19 protein-coding genes and 1 pseudogene are annotated in these 16,844 nt (G+C 31.5%); 11 read left to right on the top strand and 9 right to left on the bottom strand.

Annotated features, from left to right (window positions below; genetic code table 11):
• Positions 1-53 precede the first annotated feature (53 nt).
• The 5 genes from AN960_RS10025 to AN960_RS10005 all read left to right on the top strand — a co-directional run bounded on the left by AN960_RS10025 (position 54) and on the right by AN960_RS10005 (position 3,185).
• Positions 54-707 (top strand): DUF4272 domain-containing protein, encoded by a 654-nt coding sequence (locus AN960_RS10025; RefSeq protein WP_056470457.1) that lies wholly within the window; start codon positions 54-56, stop codon positions 705-707.
• 178 nt (positions 708-885) lie between these two features.
• Positions 886-1,422, top strand: a complete 537-nt coding sequence (locus AN960_RS10020) for a sugar O-acetyltransferase (RefSeq protein WP_056470453.1) — start codon at positions 886-888, stop codon at positions 1,420-1,422.
• Between the two features lie 65 nt (positions 1,423-1,487).
• Positions 1,488-1,994, top strand: coding sequence for a cysteine hydrolase family protein (locus AN960_RS10015; protein WP_056470450.1), 507 nt, complete (start codon positions 1,488-1,490; stop codon positions 1,992-1,994).
• A 166-nt stretch (positions 1,995-2,160) separates the two neighbouring features.
• Positions 2,161-2,631, top strand: coding sequence for a hypothetical protein (locus AN960_RS10010; RefSeq protein WP_056470447.1), 471 nt, complete (start codon positions 2,161-2,163; stop codon positions 2,629-2,631).
• 131 nt (positions 2,632-2,762) lie between these two features.
• Positions 2,763-3,185, top strand: coding sequence for a VOC family protein (locus tag AN960_RS10005; protein WP_056470444.1), 423 nt, complete (start codon positions 2,763-2,765; stop codon positions 3,183-3,185).
• A gap of 335 nt (positions 3,186-3,520) precedes the next feature.
• Here AN960_RS10005 and AN960_RS10000 read toward each other — a convergent pair whose 3' ends face one another.
• Positions 3,521-4,204, bottom strand: a complete 684-nt coding sequence (locus AN960_RS10000; protein ID WP_056470441.1) for a DUF554 domain-containing protein — start codon at positions 4,202-4,204, stop codon at positions 3,521-3,523.
• 88 nt (positions 4,205-4,292) lie between these two features.
• A complete protein-coding gene (locus AN960_RS09995) occupies positions 4,293-5,105 on the bottom strand; it encodes a MerR family transcriptional regulator (protein WP_056470438.1) in 813 nt (270 codons plus the stop codon).
• Between the two features lie 246 nt (positions 5,106-5,351).
• Between AN960_RS09995 and AN960_RS09990 the strand changes: the two genes are divergently transcribed.
• The 4 genes from AN960_RS09990 (at position 5,352) to AN960_RS09965 (ending at position 8,968) form a co-directional block, all read left to right on the top strand.
• Positions 5,352-5,900: a histidine phosphatase family protein gene (locus AN960_RS09990; protein WP_056470435.1), complete on the top strand. Its 549-nt coding sequence runs from the start codon at positions 5,352-5,354 to the stop codon at positions 5,898-5,900.
• A 131-nt stretch (positions 5,901-6,031) separates the two neighbouring features.
• Entirely contained in the window at positions 6,032-6,271 is a 240-nt protein-coding gene (locus AN960_RS09985) for a hypothetical protein (protein ID WP_056470432.1), read from the top strand.
• A gap of 816 nt (positions 6,272-7,087) precedes the next feature.
• Entirely contained in the window at positions 7,088-7,426 is a 339-nt protein-coding gene (locus tag AN960_RS09970; protein WP_056470423.1) for a DUF5655 domain-containing protein, read from the top strand.
• Positions 7,427-7,870: 444 nt separating this feature from the next.
• Positions 7,871-8,968, top strand: a complete 1,098-nt coding sequence (locus AN960_RS09965) for an L-dopachrome tautomerase-related protein (RefSeq protein ID WP_056470420.1) — start codon at positions 7,871-7,873, stop codon at positions 8,966-8,968.
• 138 nt (positions 8,969-9,106) lie between these two features.
• Here the strand turns inward: AN960_RS09965 and AN960_RS09960 are convergent, their stop codons facing one another.
• Genes AN960_RS09960 through AN960_RS09940 form a run of 5 tightly spaced genes read right to left on the bottom strand, consistent with a single transcriptional unit; the run spans position 9,107 to position 11,422 of the window.
• Positions 9,107-9,406, bottom strand: a complete 300-nt coding sequence (locus tag AN960_RS09960; protein WP_056470416.1) for a spore coat protein — start codon at positions 9,404-9,406, stop codon at positions 9,107-9,109.
• Between the two features lie 18 nt (positions 9,407-9,424).
• Positions 9,425-9,619 (bottom strand): hypothetical protein, encoded by a 195-nt coding sequence (locus tag AN960_RS09955; RefSeq protein WP_056470414.1) that lies wholly within the window; start codon positions 9,617-9,619, stop codon positions 9,425-9,427.
• A 17-nt stretch (positions 9,620-9,636) separates the two neighbouring features.
• On the bottom strand, positions 9,637-10,773 hold the full coding sequence (locus AN960_RS09950) for a zinc-dependent alcohol dehydrogenase (protein WP_056470411.1): 1,137 nt from the start codon (positions 10,771-10,773) through the stop codon (positions 9,637-9,639).
• A 19-nt stretch (positions 10,774-10,792) separates the two neighbouring features.
• Positions 10,793-11,161, bottom strand: coding sequence for a spore coat protein (locus tag AN960_RS09945; protein ID WP_056470407.1), 369 nt, complete (start codon positions 11,159-11,161; stop codon positions 10,793-10,795).
• Between the two features lie 15 nt (positions 11,162-11,176).
• Entirely contained in the window at positions 11,177-11,422 is a 246-nt protein-coding gene (locus AN960_RS09940) for a hypothetical protein (RefSeq protein WP_056470405.1), read from the bottom strand.
• A 694-nt stretch (positions 11,423-12,116) separates the two neighbouring features.
• Between AN960_RS09940 and AN960_RS23990 the strand changes: the two are divergent.
• Positions 12,117-12,433: pseudogene (locus tag AN960_RS23990) on the top strand (P-loop nucleotide/nucleoside kinase family protein); the annotation flags it as partial.
• A 314-nt stretch (positions 12,434-12,747) separates the two neighbouring features.
• Here AN960_RS23990 and AN960_RS09930 read toward each other — a convergent pair.
• Positions 12,748-13,725 (bottom strand): LCP family protein, encoded by a 978-nt coding sequence (locus tag AN960_RS09930; protein ID WP_082459466.1) that lies wholly within the window; start codon positions 13,723-13,725, stop codon positions 12,748-12,750.
• 629 nt (positions 13,726-14,354) lie between these two features.
• On the bottom strand, positions 14,355-15,236 hold the full coding sequence (locus tag AN960_RS09925) for a 5'-3' exonuclease (RefSeq protein ID WP_056470398.1): 882 nt from the start codon (positions 15,234-15,236) through the stop codon (positions 14,355-14,357).
• Between the two features lie 238 nt (positions 15,237-15,474).
• Here AN960_RS09925 and ilvA point away from each other — a divergent pair, with 238 nt between their 5' ends.
• Entirely contained in the window at positions 15,475-16,734 is a 1,260-nt protein-coding gene (gene ilvA, locus AN960_RS09920) for a threonine ammonia-lyase IlvA (RefSeq protein ID WP_056470396.1), read from the top strand.
• Positions 16,735-16,844: the final 110 nt, after the last annotated feature.

Raw genomic sequence — 16,844 nt, 5'->3', positions numbered from 1 at the left:
GAGGATGTATAATTTAATTAAAAGATTACTGTTGGAAACTTATTGGAGGTAAAATGTCAGATCAAATTTGTCTAGACTTTAAAAAAATTAAAGAGATTTCGGAAGCTAAAATTAAAAAATTCGGAGGTGAAATTTACAAAGATTTACCGCTCCTTGAATATTTCGGAATAAGAAATAGTAGTGAAATGATATACAGAGCAACAATCATGTCAGGGATGATTTATATTGCATTCGAGGCTCCAACGAAAGATATTGGAGATTGGATTAAAGAACAAGGTCTCTATGAATACGTATCAGATTGGGAAAAAAGTATTTTAAACAAAAATGAAGAATACTTGACTAAAGTTGAGAAACTTCATTTAAATTGGTATGTTGAAAGTCTTTGGATGCTTGTATGGGTTTTAGGGATCAACAATGAATTTAAGTTCTTAGAATCTGTTGGTGATAACTTAATAAATATGGTTCCAGATATCAAAAAGAATCAAAATTTTACTTATTTAGAGAAATCGTTAAAGCTAAAACCTGAAACAGAAATTTATAATATGGCAGATTTATATTATAGAACACATTGGTTCGTAGTTGATTCACGACTAAAAGGAAAAATATTAAATTCATTTAATGAGGGTTTAGTCATAGAGAGAAGGAAAGTTTTAGAATGGGTTATTAATCCCTCTGTAGATTGGGATGATATTGACTTAAGTACATAAATTGTTCGTGATTTATTTTGATTGGATATAAAAATAGATTATTTAAGGATGGCTGATATCTTGAAATTAAAAGCAAAATAAGATTTTACCAAAAGAGTATGGTTAAGAAAGAAGGTTTAGCAAAATTTAGATCGAAGTGATTTATAATATAAACTACATATAAGTTAGGAGTCTTAAAATGGAAGCAAAAGAGAAAACTTATTATCAACGTGGCACAGAAGAATTAAAAATGAAAAATATACGTGCCCATAAACTTGTTCAAGAGTTTAATAATATAAATGTGGAATCGTTCGAAAGAAAAGAAGAAATATTGAAAGAGCTGTTTGGGTCAGTAGGTGTAAATCCAAGTATTGAGCATAATTTTCATTGTGATTTAGGTTATAACATACATGTAGGGGATCATTTCTATGCAGGATATAATTGTACAATCTTAGATATGGCAGAAGTGAAAATAGGAAATAACTGTATGATTGGTCCGAATGTAGGGATCTATACAGCTGGTCATTCGATTGAACCAAAGGATCGAAATAAGAGCGGATATGCGATTCCAATCCATATTGGAGACGATGTGTGGATTGGTGGTAGTTGTACTATTTTACCTGGCATTACGATTGGAGATAACTCAATTGTAGCTGCGGGTTCTATCGTTACGAAAGATGTTCCAACTAATACAGTAGTGGCAGGTAATCCTGCGAAAGTTATTAAAAGTATTTAAAATGAAATTTATAGCGAATTAGATGAAATTATAAATATAATACAAATCTATATGAGGTGAAAACAATGGATAATGGAGCAGATGTTTTGATTGTTATCGATTTGCAAAATGGTGTATGTTACAGCGGTGAGCACTTATTTGAATTACAAAATTTAATCAGTAAAGTAAATAAAAGAATCTCATTATATAGAGAATTAAGTAAACCAATTATTTTTGTTCAACATTGTGATGAAGAATTAGTACCTGGAGAAGAAATTTGGGCTATTAACGCTGATTTAGATGTTCAAAAACAAGATTATTTTATTAACAAAATACATGCAAATTCATTTTTTAAAACGAACTTAAAAAATCTTTTAGATCAATTAGCAGTAAATAGATTAGAATTTTGCGGTGCTCAAACTGAATACTGTATGGATGCTACAATTAAATTTGCACATGGATTAGGTTACGAAAACTTCATGGTAAACGGTGCTACCTCTACATTAAATAATTCATTTATGTCAGCAAAAGAGACAATTGATTTCTATGAAAAAATGTGGAATCGTAGATTTTTAAATTTTATAGAAACTTAAGTCTCAGGATAATTAAAACTTCAAAAAAACGGATAAATACAAGGGATTCTTATCAAAAAATTAAACAACTTCAGCTTAAAGAGACAAAACGAGAAATACTCTCTAGGACTATTTAAAAATCTAGTGAATATAATTTAGTAGATTTGAATAGAAGTGGGGGATATAAATGAAAAGAATTGCATTTTGCATTGTCTGTTTCTTTTTGTTGTTTTTATCTAACGTATCAACCTCAAATGCATCATCGCGCTATTTAGATCAAATAGATAAAAATAATCGTAAGGAAGTTCATTATTATGTTAAGAAATCAACGAAGATTGTCGATCAAAAAGAATTTAGTTTAACGAATAAGGAAAAAAATGCAAACGAAAATGTAGTCGCAATTGCTGTAAAATACGATACAGTTAGAGATCGTTTCTTTAAAACAGCGAATTATGATACGTATTTATTGGATGAACAAACAGGAGAATTACTGGATCCAGGAAAATTTGTTTCATCGAAAATATATGATCAATTCTTAAATCAACATAAAAATGATGGGGAAAATGATTTTAGATGGAAAAATTCATTAATTGTTTTGGCATTAATATTTATTACAATCATTATCATTCCAATTTTTGCTTCAAAATTAAATGAGTAATACGAAGACTGTTTAGGCAGTCTTTTTATTATGCTAAAAATAGCAGATTGATTGAAAAAGGAATATGATTAGATTGAAATATAGCTCAATTAATAGTACTTATAATAGAAAACATGTTAGGAGATAAGAAGATGATCCAGTCAATCGTTCATATAGCTTTAGTCGTAAAGGATTATGATGAAGCTATAGAGTTTTATACGAAGAAACTTCACTTTAATTTAATTGAAGATACATATCAGCCTGAACAGGATAAGAGATGGGTAGTTATAAGTCCTCCTAGTTCATCTGGAACGACTATTCTACTTGCAAAGGCATCGAAACAAGAACAAGAGCCATTTATTGGTAATCAAGCTGGTGGGAGAGTTTTTCTATTTTTAGGAACGGATGATTTCTGGAGAGATTACGATGAAATGATTTCAAAAGGAATTGAGTTTGTAAGAGAACCGAAAGAACAAGATTATGGAACAGTTGCAGTATTTAAGGACTTATACGGAAATTTATGGGACTTAATACAATTCAGTGACAATCATCCACTTGCAAAAAGAATAAAATAAAAGCTTACTTGATTAAAGAGAATTTGTCAGTTTGGTAAAGAGTTCGAATAAACAGATAATTATCCGTTACAAAAATTATCTCAGTTGATCTAAATATTTTACTTAAGATTATAGGGCTGTGTGCATTTATTATCATTTGTGGTTGGATCATTAAAAAGCTGGATAAATAAAATTTTAGCTACAGTTTTTGAGTATTATAAACAGATTAATATATAAAGAGTAATTGGAGTTTAATTAAACTCCAATTTTTTGGGGTATAGGATTACTTTAATATGTAATTAGGGGAACCTCCTTTTCGTGAGGTTCCCTAATCTACATAACTAATTTCTCAAACATTATAAATGGAATAAGTGCATAAATAAAAATACAACAGGAGGAATGAATAATGATGGTAGAAGATTTAAAGTATTACATTTCTTAATCCCCAATATACTTAAGCCTGACGCTATAATTAATATACCTCCTACAATCGTCACTTCATTTAGAAGATCATTGCTTAAGGAATTTTTCATTAGTATTGCAATTAAATAGATGGAACCTTGCCATGTAAATAAAGCAACTCCAGCAAATATAATTCCAATCCCAAATGTGGATGCTAAAACAATCGAAGTAATGCCATCCAACGTACCATTTGCAAGGAGGTATGTATAATCCCCCTTTAATGCTGCTTCTACTGGTCCTAAAATCGATAATGTTCCAATACAAAATAATAAAATAGCGGTTGATAATCCTTCAGCCAAATTACCTTTAGAATATTTATTAACTAAACTATTAAATCTTGTTTCCAACTTAAGTTTTTGCCCAATTAATCCACCTATGGCTAAACTTACAATAAAAAGCACTGGATATTTGCTGGAAGGTAAATGTTGTACTAGTGAGTTGATCCCTAAGCCCAAAGCTACTAATCCCATCGCCTGCATAAGGATTTCATGATATTCTTCTTTTATTCCTTTTTTAAAGATACTTCCAATCACACTCCCGACTATAATCATCAATGTGTTAAAAATCGTGCCAAACATAATTCCATTTCTCCTTTTACTAATAGTATATTAATAAAAAATAAACCCTCTAGTAACTAGAGGGTCAAGTGAGTTTTTATGATTATGTTTACTTGTAAGGTAATAAAATTTCTGTGACATACTTTTCTTTATCGTTGGTGAGGCCATAATCAATAAGTGTAATTTCAAAGGAGTCGTCTAACAGTTCATAATTGTGCATTTTCATATAGGTCAACAATAGTTTATAATAATCAACTGCATCAATATGTGTACCTTTAAATCGAACTTTCAGATAGTCTCTTGATGGAATAACAATGGAAGTTGGAGGTATCTGATCACCATCTTCTAGTATCATGAAAATACTAGAATATTTATCAAAAACATTATTATTCAAATTTGAAACTGAGATCGAGATGCCAATTTTCCCTAAAAAAATTTCCTCCTTTATTCCAAAACTGTTCCTTAATTCAGTAATAGGTAATTCAATATCATCTCCTATAACGTAGTCATGGCGTAAATATGCTACATGCATTTCGGGAAGTGTTATTTCCGAAATCTGATCTAAAGGTGCACTAACAGCATCTTCAATTTGCAATAGGCGGCGTGATATTTTTGTTTCAATAATCTCCAATTCTTTCTTTTTTTTGGCAACTTCATCTTTTTGTTTTTTTAACATGTCAACAAGAGCATCGATTTCCCGATAATTAAAAAAATCTATAATTTCGTTTATTGGTAAATCTAGAGCCCTCAAATATTTTATTGAATTTAATCTTTCAAACTGCTGTGTTGAATAATATCTATAGTTGGTCTTTTCATCGATAAATTCTGGACGTAAGAGCCCAATCTGATCATAATACCTTAGAGTCGCAATTTTGACTTGGAATAATTTTGAAACTTCACCAATTGTAAAATACTCTTTCATTTCTTAAAAACTCCTCTATTTACCATGAAAATGATATTTCCCATAATAATTATCCTCTGGAAGATTGTTGTCATTAAAATAATACATTCAATTCAGATTGTCATCAATAATATACATTTAGGTTTAAAAGAAATGGACGGAAAACAGAATATTCAATTATCAAAAATTGGATGGTTAATGATAATATAAGAAAATAGAGAGAAAATTTGTTAATTTAATAGATTAATAGAAAATAGGAGCAAAAAAATGGAAAAAGAGATTTATATCATTCGACACTGTGAAGCTGTAGGACAGCCATATGAGGCGAATCTAACTAAGCGTGGATTACATCAGGCTAATCATCTGGCTGATTTTTACTCAAAGATTAAAATTGACCAAATTATTTCAAGCCCTTTTTTACGTGCAATTCAATCAATTGAACCGACAAGTAATGAAAAGAAAATTGACATTGTTCTTGATGATCGACTATCTGAACGTATGTTAAGCTCGATTGATTTACCGGACTGGCTTGATAAATTAGAAGCTACATTTGAAGATATGGAATTGAAATTCGATGGTGGCGAATCAAGCCAAGAAGCTACTAATCGTGCAATAAGCGTAATAGATGAAATCATCAAAAGTGAAAATAAATCTACAATCGTTGTAACCCATGGAAATTTGATGTCATTAATTTTAAAACAGTTTAACGAAGGATTTGGTTTTGAGAATTGGAAAAAATTAAGCAATCCTGATATTTATCTTTTGAAGTTTAAGAATAACGAGTTTGATTGTGAACGTTTGTGGCAAGATTGTTGAGCTTCTTATTCAAATAAATAGCAGATTAGTTGATAAGAAAACTTCCCTTTTTGAATTGGTAAAAAAATAGAACTATTAAATCATTACTAGATAATTTAAAATCAAGTAAAAACAACTTTAGGGGATACAAAATGGGGTTAAAAGTACTTTTTGGAATTTTTGTAATTATCGGGATTTTGGTAATGTGGTTTTCTGTTTTTGGTAAGAAAAACAATATTGACGATTTTTCTTTTGGTGGTTCTTCTAACCTTGTTGAACTAATATTTGATATTAGTTTTGAATTTTCACCTACTTTAATTAAAAGAATACTGTTATTTCTTTTAGGTTTAGCTCTTGCACTTATCTGTACGATGGGTGTATTTTATGCCTAAAGTTAAATATGTATTTTATTTCGTTATTTTCGGTATTATCTATAAATTGTGCTTAAAAGGATTGGACTGGGGTGTAAAAACTTTATTTCCAAACTTGGATTGGTTAGGAAAATTTATTCCTGTGATAATTCTATTTATATTAGTTGTAAATAGTAGGAGATTAAAAACTTTGTTCAAGTTCATCTAAAAACTATTTAAAAGAAAGACTCAGTTATAAAAGGTTGTTGATTTTCTTATTCAACTAATGCATTCTTTTGTTGTATAGACCCATTGTAAGATTTAAGGATAAGAGGGAACAAATGATGAAAAGCATTAAAACTATGAAAATTTTAGGTGTGTTCTTTATTGTATGTGGGATAATCCTAACATGCTTTTTTCATATTACTTTAGACATCAATCTTCTAGCATTGGATTGATAACAACTTTTTTAGGTGTATATTTTTTAAAGAGATATAAACTAGCCAAAGAAATAGCTAAAAAAGAAATATTCTTAGTTATTTTAGTGTACATATTAGTAATATTAATCGAAGTATTCTTACTTTATTTTTGAGATGTTTTTATAGAAAGTTGGAATTTAAACATTCATTACTTATTCAACTACGCATGCTTTAGTTGAACAAAAGTACATGATAATCGACTAATATCTAAGTAGTCCAGTTTTGAAGTAGAAAAAGTAAAAAAACATTTTAATTATCAAGCGTTTTAGATTTGTTTTTGATAGGAATATAGCAATATAATTGGAATTCAAAAAGGTATTGAATTTTAGTCCAATACCTCTATTGTGTCTATTATAAGAAGAAATAAGGAGATGACAATATGTCAGAAGAGGAATTATTTTTAAATAAGGCATCTAATGTTTATGAAATATATTCAAAGATCCTCGATTTATTGAAAGAAATAGGTTCATTTGATATTGAGTTTAAAAAGACTTCTATTCATCTTTCGAATAAATCTTCCTTTGGGGGAGTTCATCCAAAAAAGAAATGGTTAGATTTTAATTTAGTAACAAACCATCAAATTGAACACGAAAAGATTACTAAAATTGAACAAGTTTCCAAAAATCGATTTCACAATAATTTTAGATTCCATAATGTAGAAGAGCTAAATCAAGAGTTTTTAGTTCTTTTAAAAGAATCATATCAATTGATGTGTTAGTTAGAGAAAGGATATTTATTACCAATGAATAGCAGTTTCTTAGGATTTATATCTGGTCTAATATTTGGTCTATATCTGTAATAGTAATGCTCCCGACGAAATTTGAAGATAAGTTCATTACTATGATCGGTTTTCATTTATTGATCGTTTCACTGTTCTTCCAACGTATGGTTGGACAAAAGGAATTTTGTAAAGGGGGTAATCTAATTTAACTAACGCAGTGCTTTATTTGAACAGCACGATCGGCTGAATAGTCGATTTTTAAAATGTGATATGAGTGTAATAATACCAATTGAAGAGCGTTCTTTCTTTTTACCAGAAAAAACTTATCCTTAAGTAAACATTTGGGACTGTGGAGAAAAAAAGCTTATTAAGAAACATGCACTAGAAAAAATATAAATAATATATTGGAGATATCCCGTTTGAATGCTTGAGGAGGATATTATGAAACCTATGTTACCTAGTGAAAAATATTTCGGTAATTTAGAACTAGTTTATGCATTTTATGGTGCTATGCCTACAGGTGTTACTGTTTCAGAAACCGGTCGTATTTTCATTTGCTTTCCAAAATGGGGAGACGATGTTAAATTTACGGTGGGGGAAATTGTTGAGGGTAGATTGCAGCCTTATCCTAATTTACAAGCCAATTTGGTTAACCCCGAGAATATCACAATGACTTTCATCAGTGTCCAAAGTGTAGTTGCTGATGGAAGGGGAACGCTTTGGATATTAGATACAGCGGCACCCAATTTTTCTGAACCTATTAAAGGGGGGGCAAAATTAGTCGCTGTTGATTTAGAAACTAATACAATAAGAAAAGTATATACCTTTACAGAAGATGTTGTCCTGCCTACAACTTATCTGAATGATGTTCGTTTTGATTTTCGTGTCGGAAAAGCAGGTTATGCCTATATAACGGATTCATCTTCAAGAGGACCAGGAGCAATTATCGTCGTAGATTTATCAAATGGAGACGCGTTTAGACGATTAAATGGGGCAAATTCAACATCGCCCGATCCTTATTTTTTACCGAAAGTAGAAGGTCAAATTTTAATGAATCGAAACAAAGACGGTTCAACTTCTCCATTTAGACTGGCGTCTGATAGTCTTGCCATTTCTCCAGATGGGAAATTATTATTTTTTGCTCCACTAACCAGTCGTCACTTGTTCTCGATTTCAACAGAAGCCCTGAGAGACAGAACGATACCGGACATGGATGTATCTTATCATGTGAAGTATTGGGGGGAAAAAGGTGCATCTGATGGAATGATCACAGATGCAAAGGGAACTGTTTATGCAGGAGATTATGAAAACAACTGTATCCGTAAGATATTTCCAAATGGAATAATGGAAACTATCGCACATGATCCGAGAATTTTGTGGCCTGACACTTTTTCAATAGGTCCGGATCAATATTTGTATTTCATTGTAAACCAGTTACATCGACAGCCTAGATTTCATTATGGAGAAGACTTACGACAGAAACCTTATAGTTTACTTCGTATCAAAATTGATGAATTCCCTGCTCCGACATTTTCATAATAAAAATAGTGAATTAATTTTGTAAAACAAGCACGAGTAAACATGAGGTATTAACTGTATTTACTTCTGCCAAATAAACACAAAATGAAAAATAGGAATAGTTTATTTGGTAAGTGTTAAACTATTCCTGGAAACTTTTTATAATGTCGGTAAGTTCAATGCTGTATTGATATTATTTAAATCCAAGCTGATCTGTTCGTTTGTATCCCATGCATGGTACCATCCTTTTTCTGCCATATATGTGGATATTTGTTCATGCATATTAAGAGCTTCTTCTAAATGGCGAGTGAGAATTTCTTTAATTTCCGGTGTTCCTGCCTCTGTAGCTGCCATGGCATAATTTCTAACACCACTTTTAGCTGAAATGAGTAGATCCATTGCAACCACTTGATCCGTTATTGCGTCCATGCCAGTTAAAGTTTCAATAATTGGATTCATGTTTATTCATCTCCTAATTTACTGCTTAGCGTTGGAAAGGATTGAAGCATATTCTTGTAATTGTCTAGTAGTTAGATCAATGTCTTGCTGCATAATATCTTTTAATAGCTGATCTGTGACTAACGCTTTCATCGTTTTGGATTTAGTTAAACAAGTGGTCTTAAATGCAGCTATCTCATGGACCTCAAGAACTTCATGTAAGGCGTAGTTCATTTTTTATACCTCCTTCCTCAAGGTTTCAACAGGACTTTTATACAATTATCCATTTTTGTGTCAAAAATCTCATAGCCACGCTTTGCTTCACTTAGTGGCAGTACATGACTTACGACATCACCTGGGTCAATTTTCCCGGTCGACACTAATTCAAACATATATGGCATATAATGAATCACAGGTGCTTGTCCGGATCGAATATTGACGTTTCGGTTGATAATATCTCCAAATGGGAATCCATTATATTTCCCACCGTAAACACCAGTAACTTGAATTGTCCCGCCTTTACGAACTGCTTGTGTAGCCGTGATAAACGCACCGAATGATCCACCATGAAGTTTCAATCCGCTTGCCAGGAACTCTAAATCAGTCATTTTACCGTCCATTCCAACTGCATCAATGACAACATCAGCGCCGCCCTTTGTTATTTCTTTCAAATGCATTCCCACATTTTCAAAGTGTTCGAAATTGACAATTTCAACTTTGTTAGTACGTTTTGCGTGTTGCAAACGATAGTCTATATAATCTACGGCAATGACACGCTTTGCTCCTTTTAGCCAACAAAATTTTTGAGCAAAAAGACCAACTGGACCACAGCCAAGAACAATAACTGTATCTCCACCCTTTACGCCTGCATTGTCAACACTCCAAAAACCAGTAGTCATCGCATCGGCAATAACTGCTAACTTTTCATCTGGTTCTTCACAAGTCTCTGGAATTTTGAAATGGGTAAAGTTGGCAAATGGAACTCTTAAATATTCGGCTTGCCCACCTGGATAGCCACCCGTCGTACCAGAATATCCGAAATAGGCACCCATATCACCATTATCATTAGAATTATCACATTGGCTTTCCAAATTTGTTTTACAGTAATGGCATTCACCGCATGCTATGTTAAAGGGGATAATTACTCGATCTCCCTTTTTTAGGTTAGTCACACCTGGCCCTACTTCTTCTACGATTCCCATCGGTTCATGGCCTATAATATAGTTTTCCTGCAGGTTAGGAATCATGCCATGAATTAGGTGAAGATCAGACCCACAAATAGCTGTACTTGTTACTTTTATAATCATGTCATCTGGTTTTTCAATCTTCGGATCTGGAACTTCTTTCACTTCTACATTTTTAATACCTTGATAAGTTACTGCCTTCATTGGTTACAGTCCTCCAGTGTTAATGTTCATCAGGTGTTCGGTCAAACAAGCCTTTTCTATTGTTATCAGCAGGAAATAGATGCATTTTGCCAATCATTAATGTATTGTTGGCAGAGAGTTGGTCTAATTGATATTGTTCACTTAGTTCGTATGGATGGAACCATTTTTTACTAATCATTAGATCTGTAATTTCTTGATGCATAGCAATCCCTTGCATTAAATGGCTTCGTAAGAGCGTTCTAACATCAGGTGATGCTGACTCTGTTAATGCGACCGCAATATTGCGAACACCTTCTTTAGCACGAAGAAGAAAATCCATCGCAAATGTGGTATCTGCTAGCTCAGGTACATGTAGCGAGTTTATTGGGTCTAAATAGTCATTATTCAATGAATTTGCCTCCTTTTAATTTATTATTGGTGTTGGGCGGTTTTGAGGAACAGGAGCTTCAAAAGGCGCACGTTGATAAATTGCCTGTAATTCTCCTAACGCTTGTATGGATTGTTCAACATCTTTTTGCATTAATGCTCTCAAATCATCATCAAATACCAATCCTTGCATTAGTTTTGATTTCGCTAAGCAAAGGGTTTTGAAATTAATAACTTCATGTAAATCCAATGATTCATGATCGGCTAATTTTTTATTATCCATTTGGTTCCCTCCTTTTTGACTAACTATACAAATACAAATGTATTATTCCAAATATACAAAGAGTCATTCTTTTAAAATTTTTTTAGGAGGTAGGACAAAAGGCTGAAATAATGAAAAGTCCAGTATAGGTTCAATGGAGATTATAATACTAGGGGTTATTTTCTTTTTAGTTATCGTATTTGGCTATAAAAGGTTTAATAGAACCAAGTTCAAATACAACAGAAATTGAAACGATTTTCATACATGAACAAAACTTGCCCAAAAAAACTAGGGTAAGTGATCCTCTACGGCTTGAATTAATTAACTGTGAACAAAATTTGACTACTATTCAAAGAAGAAAAAATAACGAAACTATTCAGGAGTGGTTTAAACGTATAAATTGTTCGAATGAGATTGTAACAATTTATGAATCGATAAGATATGGTGGTAGGAAGTCCGAAGTGATGGACATGGAAATAGTTCAAGACTGGATTAAAAAGAATCCACGATAATTAATATTTAACTTTTTGGTATTTAATACAATAACCTAATACAACAAACGCAATTCGTGAGTTCAATAACATTTTGGAGCTGTGATCGGCTCTATTTTTATTCAACAAAATGGCAGATTCGTTCAATAAGCAGGAAGTTGTTCTTTTTTGTCGAATGAATGAGAGATTCATTAAATGATAGTAGTATGAAAGGAATGAATTTCATGTTTTTTCTTCAAATGGCAGGTTTCCCAGGTTCAGGTAAGCCAACATTATCTAGAATGATAGCAAAAAACACAGGTGCGATTGTTATAGATCATGATATTGCAAAATCCCCATTATAGAATCATTGGGACCTACTGTAGATCTAAAGGAAGTCGGTCAAATATCATATGACATCGAATGGTCATTAATCGATTTTCATCTTTCTTTAGGACAAAATGTTATTTTTGATAGCCCTTGTTTCTATATATAAATGGTAGAAAAGGGGACCTTACTTACAAAAAAACATAATGCAAAATACAAATTTGTTGAGTGTTATACAAGTTGAATATTATTAGGATAAAAATCCAAAGGAAGTTTTGTTAGATACACAAGTCAGGCTAGCGATAGTTAAGTATTAAGATATTCAAATATAAAATATTAGATAGAGGTTTTAAAGCGCAAAGGGATTCTTGTTACTGAATTAAAAAACAAAGTGAAGAGTTTCCGAAAAACTCTAATGGATATTGGATTCACATAGTTAAGACTCTAGAAGTTAAATGTATTGAAATCTAAATGGATATAAAAAAGAAAAGAGATAAATGAGTATGCTTACTCATTTATCTCTTTTTTTAAAATTAATGATACATGCACTTATTTTGATTCAATTGAATTAGATGGTAATTTATCAAGCTCAAGATGATTTCTCAAACTACTTGTTATATTATTTACGCTAGTTTGATCAGGCATATAATAGTAAATCTTGTTTATATAATCATCTTTTCCGTCCAATTTTAATGTTGTGATGTTTTTAGTAGGATTAGCACCCTTCATATCATTAAATAAATATAATCCTTGAGATAAGCTCATATTTGTTTTGACATTTTTACTAAATACACTTGCATAATTATCTATTTTAAATAATGTTTCGGGAGACTTTAATTTATCGATAATTGCTAGCATAGCTTGTTGTTGACGTTCTTCACGTCCAAAGTCACCACGTGGATCGCGCTTTCTCATTCGAGCATAGGCTAAAGCTTCTGTACCATTTAGATGTTGTTTTCCTTTTTTAAAGTAAACCTTATAACGTGGTTTAGTATCAGTATATTGCCAAAAATCAAATGGAACATCAACATCAATTCCACCAATCTCATCAACAATATTTTTAAAACCACCAAAGTCTACAGTAACATAATAGTCAATTGGGACATGTAAAAAGTTTTCTACTGTATTTACAGTTGATTGAAGACCACTGTTATATGCACCATTAATTTTAGATTTTCTATTTTGATCTGGAATTTCCACGTACGTATCACGAGGAATGCTCATTTTTTGTATTGTTTTATCTTTGGGATTAACAGTTGCTAAAATGATGGTATCAGTTCTACCACCTGCACCCTTTGTTGCGTAGTTTTCAATTCCAAGAAATAAAATGGAAAACGGTTGGGTATTCTTTATTTCTTGTTTACGCATACTTGAGTGAATAGCTTCACCCTGAGTAGCATTCTGTAATTTATAGTATGTTTTTATTCCCTTATATCCAATAAATGCTATAAGAATTAGAACGATCACAAGCAATATTTTAAGAGGCTTTCTTTTTGTTTTTCTGATTTTTTTACGGGTTTCTTCCATTTGCTTAGTAAGAGCTCCTTTTGAGATTTTTGTATGGACTTTAATTTGATTCAGAATATTTAAGATAAAAATGACTAGTATAATTTAAACATTTATGTCGTTATTCTACAATACAGAATTTGTTAAATTTTTTTAATGAATAAACCAAAAAGAAATATTTAAGTGCAATTTAAGCAACTTTGTTAGAAAATCTTTTAGGAAAGGTGTATTAAAACGGCTTTATTTCTAATTACACTAATAAGTCACATAGCTATCTATTGATATTCTTAGTAAATATTTGAACTATTATTATTGCCTATATCTGGAGAAATGACTATGAGTTATTCAAGATATTTAGTATTTCAAGGCAAAATGGATTATTTTTTATCCAAATTGTTAGCGGCATTAGGGGCAATTATAGGGATTAGCTTGTCATATTAGAGTTCCTAATGTTATTTAATTAGACAACATTTTTTAGTTCAAAATTCAACATTTAAATTTAACAGAGTCAAATAAAAAAGAACACTACTTAGTTATTCAAAAACTGTAGTGTTCTTTTATTTAAAAATTTTCAAGGCATATTTTATTTTTTGAAGTTAATGTTTATTCTTTGATAACAAGGGTTTCCCGACCAGCATATTTACTGACTTTTATCTCTTCACACGAATTTCTAATTCCTCGAGCTTAAGTGATAATTTATCTTCATCAATATTAATTTTTAAATCTTCAAATGTATATTCAGCAAAATGGGGTATATCAATTGTTATTGCAGAAAGCTCTTTACTAATAAAAGTAGAGTCCTTCCCAGCTTCTAATTTCTTTTTGTAGCGATTAAATTTAGAATCAAGATTTTCCATATTTTCGTACAATTCTTCAACTGAGTTATAAAGTTGAATTAATGGAATAGCCGATTTTTCTCCTACTCCAGGGCAACCAGGTATATTATCACTAGAATCACCTAATAAAGCTTTTACATCAACCCATTGTTTCGGATGGATCCCATAATCATTACTGAAGTGCTCTAGGGAGTATACAATTTCACCAGTTTTTTGAGCAATGATTTGAGATGTATGCTCGTTTATTAATTGTAATAAGTCTCGATCATTACTATAAATATAGCATTTATTTTTAACTGAATTAGACCAATTATTTGATAAAGTTCCCATTAAATCATCTGCTTCATACGGTGCCATTTCTAGTTGAGCAATGCCGATTTCTTCTAATGCTGTTTTTAAAGTGAAAAATTGTTCGATAAGTGGCGTTGGTAGTTCTCCACGAGTAGCTTTATAAAAATCATATTTATTTCGACGATCAGTTTCTTCACGTTTAACATCCCAAGTAATTGCGAGGTGGGTAATGTCATGCTCTTTAATTAAGTTAAAAAGCTTTGGAATAAATACTCTTAATGCATTTATATATACGCCATCTTTCGTCTTTGAAAGTTGTTCATCACTTCTACCATAAGAAGTTGCAAAATAACCTCTACTTAATAAGTTAAAGCCATCGATTAATAATAAAGATTGATTTTCCATTTTATAAATCACCTAATATCTATTTATTTAATATGAAAATGATAGCATATCCTACTGAAAATGATAACTAGTGTATTACTGCCAATTAGATTGGAAGTTACAATTTTAGGCATATTTTATTTCAATCAAGTAAAATGACATAAAACTTTCATTAGAAAATTGAATTTTCTGTTTATTAATTAGTTAACTTTTACTATAATGGAATTTATATAAAAAAATGCAAAGGGTAGGTAGTTATATGGAGAAAGTAAAAAGTACTGTTAAGATTGAGGATATTTTAGTTGCCTATAATACGTTAAAAGAAGTTACGAATAAAACACCTTTGCAGATTAGTACAATGCTTAGTGAAAAATATGATTGTAACGTATTTTTAAAGCGAGAGGATTTACAAATAATCCGCTCATTTAAGCTTAGAGGAGCATATTACAAAATTAGCAACTTGTCTTATGAAGATAGACAAAAAGGGGTTGTTTGTGCAAGTGCAGGCAATCATGCTCAAGGCGTAGCGTATACATGTAATCAATTGCAGGTGTATGCGAAAATATTTATGCCATCAACAACACCGAATCAAAAAGTATCTCAGGTGAAATTTTTTGGTGGACCATTTGTTGAAGTTATCTTAATTGGTGACACCTTTGATATTGCTCATCAAAATGCGCAAGCTTATTGCAATGAAAATCAAATGACATTTATTCATCCATTTGATGATCCTGATGTAATTGCAGGGCAAGGCACAGTAGCAGTTGAAATATTAAATGAAATTGACCGTCCAGTAGATTATCTATTCGTAGCAATCGGCGGGGGTGGATTAAGCTCTGGAGTTGGAACATACATAAAAGGAATTAGTCCTACAACTAAGGTGATCGGAGTAGAGCCGATGGGTGCTGCCTCAATGGCCGAATCGATTGCAAATGGTAGAGTTGTAACCTTACCTTTTATTGAGAAATTTGTTGATGGAGCAGCGGTTGGCCAAGTAGGTTATTTAACATATGAAATCTGTAGAGATGTGCTTGACCAAGTTGTCGCTATTCCAGAAGGCGAGATTTGTACAACTATTTTAGAGCTTTATAATAAAAATGCAATAATTGCAGAGCCCGCAGGAGCTATGTCTGTATCAGCTTTAGAATTATATAAAGATGAAATAAAAGGTAAGAATGTCGTTTGTATCGTATCTGGTGGAAATAATGATATAGACCGACTTCAAGAAATAAAAGAAAGATCTTTAATTCATGAAGGTCTAAAACATTATTTCATCATCAACTTCCCACAACGATCTGGCGCATTACGTGAATTTCTTGATAAAGTATTAGGACCAAATGATGACATAACGAGATTTGAATACACAAAGAAAAACAATAAGGACAATGGGCCAGCACTAGTGGGGATTGAATTGGCCAATAAATCCGATTATAATGCATTGATTGAACGAATGAATTGTCATGAAATTCAATTTATGGAAATAAACAATAACCCAACTTTATTTAATCTACTCATTTAGACTAACGGGTTGATCTCATCAAGTATTTTAGTGCAAAAACTTACAAGGTAATTAATTCCTTGTGGGTTTTTGTTTTTTTTGCAAAAATATTAACAATTCATTGCTCTGCA

It is taken from the genome of Bacillus sp. FJAT-25509 (assembly GCF_001420605.1).
Classification (GTDB): Bacteria; Bacillota; Bacilli; order Bacillales; family Bacillaceae_G; genus Gottfriedia.
This window is presented reverse-complemented; position numbering and strand designations above follow the sequence as displayed.